This is a genomic window from Aciditerrimonas ferrireducens, from assembly GCF_023130475.1.
In the GTDB taxonomy this organism is placed as follows: Bacteria; Actinomycetota; Acidimicrobiia; order Acidimicrobiales; family UBA8190; genus Aciditerrimonas; species Aciditerrimonas ferrireducens.
On sequence record NZ_JAKHEX010000027.1, the window covers coordinates 17394 to 27192 of the forward strand.

Here is a 9799-nt window from a genome sequence, read left to right on the forward strand (position 1 = left end):
CCGGGGCCAGCCCGGGTCCCCTCAGGTCGGCAGGCGCCGAGCCAGCCAGCCCAGGAGCCCCGGGGCCACCTGCGACCAGCTCCGTTCCCCGGCCTGCCAGAGCCACAGCTCCCGACGGTACCCGCCGAGGGCGTCGGTCAGCCATTGTCGGTCCAGGCCGGCGGGCTCGAGGAGGGGGGCCAGCGCCGGCCACCAGGCCTCGGCCACCCCGGCCACCAGGTCGGGCTCGGGTCGGCCCTCGGCCAGGGCTGCCCGGTGGTCGGCTGCGAGCCGCGTGGGCTCGGGCGGTTCGGGCAGCTCGGGCCCCGGGGTCCAGGGGGTCACGGCGCGGCCACCGGCGCCCGGTCCGACCCGCTGAACCAGGTCCGGTGCTCGTCCCACTCGATCCAGAGCCGGCCCTGGGGCTCGAGGGGCCGGGGCAGGGCCCGTTCGGCGGCCCGTCGATCCGCCCTGGCCAACCGCCGCAGGGCCTCGGGGTCGTCGGCCTCCTTGAGGTCCAGCCGGGGACGGGCCCGGTCGAGAGCCGCGCGCCCGGCCTCGCTGCGCACGAGGACCGTCGACCAACCCGGCAGCGAGCCCACGCTGCCGACGGCCAGGTCGGCGCTGTGGCCCAGCACATCGGGGCACTCGGCGCAGCCCCGCAGGGCGGCCCCGTGGAACGCCTTGACCGGCTCGTCCACCGCCACCTGCCCGTCGAGGTAGGTGACCACGAGGCGACCCTCGGTCACGTCGACCTTGCCCACGCGCTCCAGGTCGACCCCGCGCCGGGCGGCCAGCTCCTCGAGGACCAACGCCTGGTAGTCGAAGCTCTTCGTGCACAGCAGGGCGATCGAGAGGACCACGTCGGCCACCCGGTGGCGGCCGGTCCCCCCCGGCCAGGGCCGCCGCTGCATGGCCTGGAGGCCCTGGACCACGCAGGGGGTGCCGACCACCGCCAGGCGGCTCCCCTTCGGCAGGTCGACGCCGGCGAGGTCCAAGGCGGCCAGGGCCATGACCTGGTGGTAGGTGCTGCCGGCGGCCCGTCCCAGCTCGGCTGCGCTGGTCACCACCTTCGCCTCGGCCCGGAGCGGCTGGCCGTCGGCGCTCGGGACCGCCACCAGGGCGCCGTCGAGGGCCCCGCTCTCGAGCCCGGCGGCGAGGACGGCCGTCACCACCCCGCCGTCCTGGGCACGGGGGGCCCGTCGAGCGGCCCGGGCGGCCACCAGGGCGACCGGCTCGCCCAGCTCGTCGGGCGCGGCAGGGGCCGGTCCGCCGGCCGGTCCGAGGGCCTCGACCCGCAGGCCGGCCCGGGGACAGGCGTCCCAGCAGAGCGAGCAGCCGGTGCACATCTTCACGAGGGCGGGCAGGCCCTGGTCGTTCAGGCCGATGGAGTCCGAGGGGCAGACGGCCACACACGCGCCGCAGCGCACGCAGCGGTCCGCGTCCACCACGGCTGCGGCCAGCTCCCAGAACCAGGTCTTGCCCGGGGCCTCGGCCACCCCGTTCATGGCGTGCCGGACGGCCTCGCCCTTCACGGCCTCACCTCCTCGCGGTCCGGGGCCCGCAGGGTCTCCCGCAGGCGCGCCGGGGGCTGCCGCCGGGCCCAGGCCCACAGGGCCTCGCCGGGGCGACGCTCCGCGAGGAACAGCCGCACGAGGCGGGCGAGGGCCTCGGGGAGGTCCTGAGCGGGCAGGCCACCGTCGACCCAGTCGACGAACCCGGCCCGTGGACCGAGCGTGCCGCCCAAGCCCACGTCGACCCCCTCGACCAGCTGGTCGCCGAGGTGGGCGGCGGTGCCCCGCAGGCCGACGTCGGCGATCTGGGGCTGGGCGCACGACGCCGAGCAGCCCGAGAGGTGGACCCGGATCGGCCCGACCTCCTCGGCCAGTTCGGCTACCGCCGGCCCGCACTGCTCGTCGAGCCACTGGGCCAGGTCCAGGGCCCGGGCCTTCGTCTCGACCACGGCGAAGCGGCAGAACTCGGTGCCGGTGCAGGCCACCACCCCGCGGCTGAAGGGGCCCGGGAAGGGCGTGCACCGGGCGAGCAGGGGCTCGGCCAGGAGGTCCTCCAGACGCTCCTCGGGCACCCCGGCGAGGACCAGGTTCTGGTCGGCCCCGAGACGGACCGTGCCGTCCCCGTAGGCGGCAGCGAGGCGCCCGGCTTCGGCCAGCTCCCGGCCGCGCAGTCGACCGACCGGCACGCAGAGGCCGACGAGCAGCCGGCCCGGCCGCCGGTCGGGGTGGATCCCAACGTGGTCCCCCCGGAACCGCCGGGTCAGGGCCTCCCCGGCCGGGGCCAGGCGCAGGGAGGTCCGGGCGGCCAGCTCGGCCCGGAACCCCTCGGGCCCGAGCTCCTCGACCAGGTAGCGCATCCGGGCCAGGCCCCGGTGCTCCCGGTTGCCCAGCTCGCCGTAGAGCTGGGCGATGGCCCGGCAGACCTCGACGGCGTCGCCCGGCGCGACGAAGACGTCGACGTCCTGGGCCATGCGCTCCCCGTCCGAGAGCCCCCCGCCGACCAGCAGGTTGAACCCGAGCTCGCCCGCGACGCTTCGGGCCGGCCAGAGGGCGATGTCGTTGATCTCGGCCCGAACGCAGTCCTCACGGCACCCCGTCACGCTCATCTTGAACTTCCGGGGCAGGTTGGCGTAGGCCCGGTTGCCGGTGAAGAAGTCCGAGATGGCCACGGCGACCGGCAGGGCGTCGACCACCTCCTCGGGGTCCGCGCCGGCGAGCGGGCAGCACAGGACGTTGCGGGCCGAGTCGCCGCAGGCCTGGACGGTGGTCAGCCCGACGGCGTCCAGTCGGCGCCACAACCGGGGCACGTCCTCGATCCGGACCCAGTGCAGCTGCACGTCCTGGCGGGTGGTCAGGTCGGCGTAGGCGTTCCCGAACACCGGGTGGTCCTCGGGGCCCTGGGCGAAGGCCTCGGCCAGGAGGCCGAGCTCGACCGCCTGCTCGGCCCGCAGCCGACCGCCCGGGACCTTCACCCGCACCATGAAGGCGTTCCCGCCCTGGCGCTGCGGATAGATGCCGGCCCACTTGAGCCGCTCGACCTCGCCGGGCACCCCGGCGATGGCCTCTGGCCCCTCGGCGGCGTAGCGCTCGACCACCGCGGCGATGGCCTCGTAGGGGTGCCGGGCCAGTTTCGCCCGCTCTACCTCGTTCAAACGACCCAGCCGGCGATAGGGGCGCACGAACCGCAGCTCGTCCCGGCCCCGCAGACGGGTCCCGATGGGGAGGTCGGCCGTGCTCATGCCAGGTGCAGCCCGCACTCGACCTTGTCGGTGCCGGCCCAGCGGCCCGCCCGGGGGTGCTCGTCCGGCGCGGTGGGCCGGGTGGTCGGGGCACAGCCGATCGAGCGGTACCCGGCAGCGACGAGCGGGTGGACCGGCAGGCCGTGGTCCTGCTGGTAGCGGGCGATGTCCTCGTCGGTCCAAGTCGCCAACGGGTTCACCTTCAGCACGCCCCGGGCAGCGTCCCAGGCGACCACCGGCGTCGTGGCCCGGGTCGGGGCGTCGACCCGCTTCAGCCCGGTCACCCACCCCCGCTGGCCTTGGAGGACCCTCGCCAGGGGCTCGACCTTCCGCAGTTCGCAGCACCGCTCGGTCCCGCAGGGCCAAGGGTCGGCCTCGGGTCCCGGGGTCGTCACCACCAGCCGCAGGTCGTAGCGCTGGCGAACGGTCTCCACGTAGGCCAGGGTCTCGGGGAAGTGGAAGCCGGTGTCCAAGAAGACCACCGGCATCGCCGGGTCCACCTGGGACACGAGGTCCACCACCACGCAGTCCTGGAAGGAGCAGGCCAGCACGAGGCGCCCCTCAGTCCGCTCGTGGGCCCAGGCGATGACCCCGGTGGCCGGGGCTCGCTCCAGGGCAGCCGCCACCTCGGCCAGTTCCGTCGCGCTCGGAGGCCAGGGGTCCCTTGTCGCCATCGCGTCCTCCCTCTCGCTCCCACGGGTCGTTCCCGCCGCCCGGTTCCTGGGCTACTATACATGACTGTTCCGATCGGATTTTGTGGATTTCTGGGTCGAGCGCCCAGGTCTGGTCGGAGTCGAGCCATCGAGCAGGCCCATCGAGCGACGGAGGGAGCCCGTGGAGCGCGTCGAGACGGCGACCCGGGAGCGGTCGGAGCAGGTCGACGGACTGGACCACCTCGAGGAGCTGGAGGCGCACGCCGTCTTCGTCCTCCGGGAGGTCGCCGCGGAGTGCGAGCGGCCGGTCCTGCTCTTCAGCGGCGGGAAGGACTCCGCGGTCCTGTTGCGCCTGGCCGAGAAGGCGTTCCGTCCGGGCCGCTTCCCCTTCCCGCTGCTGCACGTCGACACCGGGCACAACTTCCCCGAGGTCCTGGCCTTCCGGGACCGCCGGGTGGCCGAGCTCGGCGAGACCCTCCTCGTGGCCTCGGTCCAGGAGAGCATCGACCGGGGCCGGGTCCCCGACCCGGGTCCCGGCGGGTCCCGGAACCGCCTCCAGAGCGTGACCCTCCTCGACGCCATCGCCGAGCACCGCTTCGACGCCTGCATCGGTGGGGCCCGCCGGGACGAGGACAAGGCCCGGGCCAAGGAGCGGGTCCTCTCCTTCCGGGACGCCTTCGGCCAGTGGGACCCGCGCCGGCAACGGCCCGAGCTCTGGCACCTCTACCACGGCCGGGTCCGGCCCGGCGAGCACCTGCGGGCCTTCCCCCTGTCGGACTGGACCGAGCTCGACGTGTGGCGGTACATCGAGCGGGAGGGCCTCGACCTGCCCTCCATCTACTTCGCCCACCGCCGGGCGGTGGTCGAGCGCGACGGCATGCTGCTCGCCGTCTCCCCCTGGGTGCAGCCCCGACCGGGCGAGGTGGTGGAGGAAGCCAGCGTCCGGTTCCGGACGGTCGGCGACGCCACCTGCACCGGCGCGGTGCGCTCGCTGGCCGCCACCGTGGCCGAGGTCGTGGCCGAGACCGCGGCTGCTCGGGTCTCCGAACGGGGAGCCACCCGGGCCGACGACCGGACCTCGGAGACCGCCATGGAGGACCGCAAGCGCGAGGGGTACTTCTGATGACGTCGGTGACCGCGACCGAGACCCGGCCCCGCAGCCAGCTGCTGCGGGTGGCCGCGGTGGGCTCGGTGGACGACGGCAAGTCCACCCTGATCGGGCGACTGCTCCACGACACCAAGCAGCTCTTCGACGACCAGCTGGCTGCCCTCGCCGAGGCCAGCCGGCGTCGGGGCCTCGCCGGCCTCGACCTGTCGCTCGTGACCGACGGCCTGCGGGCCGAGCGGGAGCAGGGCATCACCATCGACGTCGCCTACCGCTACGCGGCCACCCCGACCCGGAAGCTGGTCATCGCCGACTGCCCAGGGCACGTCCAGTACACCCGCAACATGGCGACCGGGGCCTCCACGGCGGACGCCGCCATCGTCCTGGTGGACGCCACGCGTGGCCTCCGGGAGCAGACCCGGCGGCACGGCACCATCGCCGCTCGCTTCGGGGTCCGCCGGTGGGTGGTGGCGGTCAACAAGATGGACCTCGCCGACTGGGCCCCCGAGCGCTTCTTTGCCCTCGCCGAGGAGGTGGCCGCCCTCGCCGATCGCCTGGGCGGCGTCGAGACCCACTGCGTGCCGGTCTCCGCCCTCCACGGGGCCAACGTCGTCGACCGGGCCGCCGAGGCCCCCTGGTGGGAGGGCCCGACGGTGCTCGAGGCCCTCGAGGCCCTGCCGGTCGGCGACGCAGTCGTCGCCGGGCCCGGCCCCGTCGGGGGGCGGCTCCCGGTCCAGTGGGTCCTGCGCCCGGCGACGGGCCGGCGGGCCTACGCCGGCATGGTGGCCGGCGGGCCCCTGCGCGTCGGCGACGAGGTCGTGGTGCTCCCCTCGGGGGCTCGCAGCACCATCCGGGCCATCTGGGTCCACGAGACGCCGGTCGAGGTCGCAGCCCCCCGGCGGTCGGTCGCCCTCGAGCTGGCCGACGACCTCGACGTGGCCCGGGGCGACACCGTGGCCCGCGCCGAAGACCCTCCCCTCCTGGCCAGCGCCCTGCGGGCCGAGGTCTGCTGGTTCGCCGACCAGCCGGTGCGCACCGGGGACCGCTTCCTGTTGCGCCACACCACCCGCCTGACCCGGGCCGTCGTCCGGAGCGTCGAGGGGCGGCTGGACCTCGACGACCTTCGGCTCCGGCCGGCGGCCGCGCTCGAGGCGAACGATCTCGGGGTCCTGACGCTCGAGGTGGCCGCGCCACTCGCCGTCGATCCCTACGAGCGCACGAGGACCTCGTCCCGTGACCCTCCCGCCCCTCTACCCGGTCGGCCTCCGGTTGGCCGGGGTCCCCTGCCTGGTGGTCGGCGGCGGCACCGTGGCCGGTCGCAAGGTCGCGGGGCTCCTCGACGCCAAGGCCGCCGTCACCCTGGTCGCCCCCGACCCGAGCCGGGCGACGGCGCTCCTCGGCCCCTCGGGCCCGCCCCGCCCCCCGGCGTCCTTGACCGTCGAGCGCCGCCCCTACCGGCCCGGTGAGGCCGCCAGCTTCCGCCTCGTGGTGGCGGCGACCGGCCGTCGGGCGGTCGACGAGCAGGTCTGGCGCGACGCCGAGGCGGCCGGGGTGTTCGTCAACACGGTCGACGACCCGGCCCGCTGCAGCGCGGTCCTGCCAGCGGTTCACCGGGAAGGCCCGGTGACCCTGGCCGTGGCCACCGGGGGAGCCAGCCCGTCCCTGGCCGCCTGGCTCCGGGACCGCTTGGCCGAGGCCACCCCGCCGGGGATCGGTCGGCTCGCCGAGCTCCTCGGGGAGGCCCGGGCCGCCCTCCACGCCCAGGGCCGCTCCACCGAGGGGCTGGACTGGCGGGGCCTCCTGGCTGGCCCCCTTTCCCAGCTGGTGGCCGAGGGCCGCGTCGCCGAGGCCCGACGGCTCCTCGCCGAGGCCCTGGCCCTGCCCCCCTACGAGGCCCGCCAGGGTCGGCTCGGTCGAAGGACCAAGGTCGCGCGCTGCACCGGCCCGGGGCTGGGCCAGGGCCACCAGGCCTCGGTCCCCACCGACCCGTCGCTGGCCGTCTCGGCCGCCACCAGACCGGCCGCTGGGCCAACGGCCTGGTTGAGCCCGACATAGGACGCCGGCACCGCGTCGAGCGTCCGCTCGAGATCGTCGTCCTCCTCGCTCACCAAGCTGACCGCCAGGCACCGAGGGCCCCGGTTGGCAAGCGACCAGGCTTCGTCGCGCGAGCCGTAGGGCAGCACCACCACGACCGGGCCGCGCAGGGGACCCCGGGGGGTCCAGCCCCCGGGGTCGTCGAGGACCACGACGGTCGGGAGGTAGAAGAACCCCGCCTCGGCCCCGGGCCGACCCCCGCAGAGCACCCGACCGCCCCCGGCGACCACCTCGGCGACGGCGCCGGCCACCTCCTCGACGGCGCTCCGGCTCCGCAGGGGCCCGACCGCCGTCGCCACGTCCAGGGGGTCGCCCACCGGGAGGGCCCCGACCTCGGCCGCCAGCTGCTCGACCACGGCTGACGCCAGCTCCCGGGGGACGAACAGCCGGTGCGGGGCCAGGGCTCCCTGCCCGGCCTGCTGCAGGCACCCCTCGACCGCCAGGGCCACGGCCCGGGAGGGGTCCCCTGAGGGCGCGAGCAGGATCGGATCGCAGCCGACCGTTTCGAAGGCCACCGGCACGCCAGCCGCGGCCGCCGCCTTGCGCAGTGCCTCCCCGGCCCGGGGCTCCCCGGCCCCGACGGCTCCCCCGACGGCCGGCTCGGCCACGACCGAGCCGATCGCTGGGGGATCGAACAGGGCGACTTGGACCGCTCCCTCGGGCAGCCCTGCCTCGAGGGCCAGGCGGGCGACGGCCAACCCGAGCTGCGGAGCCGAGGTCGCCGGCTTGAGGAGCGTCGAGTCGCCGGCCGCCACGGCCACGCCGAGGAACCGGATGGCCTCCCAGAGCGGATCGACCGCGGGGAGCAGGGCGAGCACGACCCCGACCGGGAGGCCGGCGAGCCGCCGTGGGGTCCCCGTTGCCCCGCCGGCCACGGGCAGGGGGACCCGTCGACGCACGCCGTCGGCCAGGACCCGCAGCAGGGCCGCCGCCCGGGCGACCTCGCCCTTGGCCGCCGGGAAGGGCTTGGCCACCTCCTCGGCCAGCTGTCGGGCCCACACCGGCAGCTCGGCCTCCAGGAGCTCAGCCATCCGGAGCAGCCAGGCCACCCGCTCCCCCGGACCGCTGCTCGCCAGCTCAGCCCCCGCTCGCCGGGCGGCCTCGACCTGCTCGTGCACGGCCGGCGGATCGGCCGCCGGGAAGCTCGCCACCACGTCGCCGGTCGCCGGCCGACCGCTCACGAACCCCATGGGCAGATCATGCCCCTGCCCGGGCGCTCCGCGTGCTTCCCGAGCAAGTCCCTCGCTAGCCTCAAGGCTGTGCGGATGTGGTTCACCCGTCGGGCGATCGTCCTGCACCTCATCATCGCCGTCGTCGTCCCGACCTTCGTCGGCCTGTGGTGGTGGCAGTGGCACGCCGCCCTGGCCGGCAACGAGCTGAGCTGGGCCTACACCTTCGAGTGGCCGATCTTCACCGGCTACGTCTGGTGGAAGATGGTCCACCAGCAGCCCGAACCCAAGGCCAAGGGCACCCGCGTCGAGAGGGGCGCCGTGACCCGGCCCGTCGGCTGGGCCCTGGAGAAACACCCCCAAGAGTTCGATGACCAGCCGGTCGAGGCCGACGTGCCAGCGGTGCTCGCGCCAGCAGCCCAGGGAACCGGGACCCCAGCGATGGCTGCGGCGGCCGACGCTCCCCTGCCTGCGCTGACCGCGCCGGAAGAGGACAGCCCAGGCACCCAGGAGGAGGATCCCGAGTTGGCCGCCTACAACGAGTACCTGGCGGCCCTGGCGGCCAGCGGCAAGAGGAAGACCTGGTGAGCGACCAGCGCAGCTCGGGCGAGACCGTGCCGTCTGGGCCCTCCGGTCGGCCCGCCGAGCGGTCGGCAACGGCCACCGCCCTCGGTCTCATCGGCTGGGGCGGTTCCGAGCGGTCCCTCTCGCCCCGCTCGATGCGTGCCGCTCTCCTACGCTATCGCATCATGGCCTACATCGTTGGCACCGGCCTCGTGATCCTGGCCTGTGTCGGCGTCCCCCTGCAGTACGCCGGGCACAACGACAGCGTCGTCGCCATCGTGGGCCCCATCCACGGCTTCGCCTACATCATCTACCTGGCCGTCGGCTACGACATGGCCAGGCGGGTGCGCTGGTCGTTCCGCCAGCTCCTGCCGGTCGTCCTCGCCGGGTTCATCCCCGGCCTGGCGTTCGTCATCGAGCGGCTGACCACGCCGAAGATCGAGGCCGACATCCGGGCCTTCGAGGCGGCGGAGCAGGCAGCGGGCCCGGAGGGACCCCGTCCGGCCACGACCGGGTGACTCCGGTCGGAGCGCCAGGCCCGGTCGGAACGTCACCCCGGTCGGCTCAGGACCCGGCACCGTGGTTCTCGACGCAGACGCTGGGGTCCTCGACTCAGACGCTGGCCGGGTCCTCCTTGGTGACCGGTCCGAAGGCCGCGACCCAGCCGTCGGTCGTGGCCACTTCGTACCCGTTCCCGCTGGGCACGAGGCCGACGGCGGCCGCGCCGGCGGGCGGCTGCTCGGTGCTCGGCAGCCCGGGCACCGAGCCCTGGTATTGGGCGTCCCCGAAGGCGTAGACACCGCCGTCCTTGCCCACCAGCCAGTACCCCTGACCCGAGGCGGTCGGCACGATCGACACGATCGGGGCGGCCAAGGGGTGCGGACCCGACAGGCCGGTCAAGCCCGCCGTGTAGGTGTTCCCGTAGAACCGAGCCGACCCGAACGCGTACACCCCACCATCAGCACCCACCAGCCAGTACCCC

The 9799-nt window shown here is 75.3% G+C and carries 9 protein-coding genes and 2 pseudogenes; 5 read left to right on the top strand and 6 right to left on the bottom strand.

The window, feature by feature from the left end; translation table 11 throughout:
• Positions 1-21 precede the first annotated feature (21 nt).
• The 4 genes from Acit_RS13725 to Acit_RS11585 are packed head-to-tail and all read right to left on the bottom strand — an operon-like array spanning position 22 to position 3906.
• Positions 22-324: a hypothetical protein gene (locus Acit_RS13725; protein ID WP_248109197.1), complete on the bottom strand. Its 303-nt coding sequence runs from the start codon at positions 322-324 to the stop codon at positions 22-24.
• Positions 321-1514, bottom strand: a complete 1194-nt coding sequence (locus Acit_RS11575; RefSeq protein WP_248109198.1) for a Coenzyme F420 hydrogenase/dehydrogenase, beta subunit C-terminal domain — start codon at positions 1512-1514, stop codon at positions 321-323. Before Acit_RS11575 ends, Acit_RS13725 begins: the two co-directional genes overlap by 4 nt.
• Positions 1511-3232, bottom strand: coding sequence for a nitrite/sulfite reductase (locus Acit_RS11580; protein ID WP_248109200.1), 1722 nt, complete (start codon positions 3230-3232; stop codon positions 1511-1513). The genes Acit_RS11575 and Acit_RS11580 overlap by 4 nt, the downstream gene beginning before the upstream one ends.
• Positions 3229-3906 (bottom strand): phosphoadenylyl-sulfate reductase, encoded by a 678-nt coding sequence (locus Acit_RS11585; RefSeq protein WP_248109201.1) that lies wholly within the window; start codon positions 3904-3906, stop codon positions 3229-3231. The genes Acit_RS11580 and Acit_RS11585 overlap by 4 nt, the downstream gene beginning before the upstream one ends.
• Before the next feature lie 160 nt (positions 3907-4066).
• Here Acit_RS11585 and cysD point away from each other — a divergent pair, with 160 nt between their 5' ends.
• The 3 genes and pseudogenes from cysD to Acit_RS11600 all read left to right on the top strand — a co-directional run.
• Entirely contained in the window at positions 4067-5008 is a 942-nt protein-coding gene (cysD, locus tag Acit_RS11590; protein ID WP_248109203.1) for a sulfate adenylyltransferase subunit CysD, read from the top strand.
• Positions 5008-6204, top strand: a pseudogene (locus Acit_RS11595) (sulfate adenylyltransferase subunit 1); the annotation flags it as partial. The gene cysD and the pseudogene Acit_RS11595, both read left to right, overlap by 1 nt.
• A gap of 94 nt (positions 6205-6298) precedes the next feature.
• A pseudogene (locus tag Acit_RS11600) lies at positions 6299-6805 on the top strand (precorrin-2 dehydrogenase/sirohydrochlorin ferrochelatase family protein); the annotation flags it as partial.
• A gap of 71 nt (positions 6806-6876) precedes the next feature.
• Here Acit_RS11600 and Acit_RS11605 read toward each other — a convergent pair.
• Positions 6877-8274 (bottom strand): aldehyde dehydrogenase family protein, encoded by a 1398-nt coding sequence (locus Acit_RS11605; protein WP_248109204.1) that lies wholly within the window; start codon positions 8272-8274, stop codon positions 6877-6879.
• Positions 8275-8349: 75 nt separating this feature from the next.
• Here Acit_RS11605 and Acit_RS11610 point away from each other — a divergent pair, with 75 nt between their 5' ends.
• Both Acit_RS11610 and Acit_RS11615 read left to right on the top strand, forming a co-directional pair.
• On the top strand, positions 8350-8841 hold the full coding sequence (locus tag Acit_RS11610) for a hypothetical protein (RefSeq protein WP_248109206.1): 492 nt from the start codon (positions 8350-8352) through the stop codon (positions 8839-8841).
• Positions 8842-8972: 131 nt separating this feature from the next.
• Positions 8973-9335: a DUF3817 domain-containing protein gene (locus tag Acit_RS11615; protein ID WP_282436869.1), complete on the top strand. Its 363-nt coding sequence runs from the start codon at positions 8973-8975 to the stop codon at positions 9333-9335.
• 94 nt (positions 9336-9429) lie between these two features.
• Here Acit_RS11615 and Acit_RS11620 read toward each other — a convergent pair.
• On the bottom strand, positions 9430-9799 hold a 370-nt coding region (locus Acit_RS11620), incomplete at its 5' end, for a hypothetical protein (RefSeq protein WP_248109208.1).

Coding starts and splice junctions, on each gene's coding strand:
- Acit_RS11605 (WP_248109204.1), bottom strand. CDS start 8,274: ATGGGGTTCGTGAGCGGTCGGCCGGCGACCGGCGACGTGGTGGCGAGC.
- Acit_RS11610 (WP_248109206.1), top strand. CDS start 8,350: ATGTGGTTCACCCGTCGGGCGATCGTCCTGCACCTCATCATCGCCGTC.
- Acit_RS11615 (WP_282436869.1), top strand. CDS start 8,973: ATGCGTGCCGCTCTCCTACGCTATCGCATCATGGCCTACATCGTTGGC.
- Acit_RS11580 (WP_248109200.1), bottom strand. CDS start 3,232: ATGAGCACGGCCGACCTCCCCATCGGGACCCGTCTGCGGGGCCGGGAC.
- Acit_RS11585 (WP_248109201.1), bottom strand. CDS start 3,906: ATGGCGACAAGGGACCCCTGGCCTCCGAGCGCGACGGAACTGGCCGAG.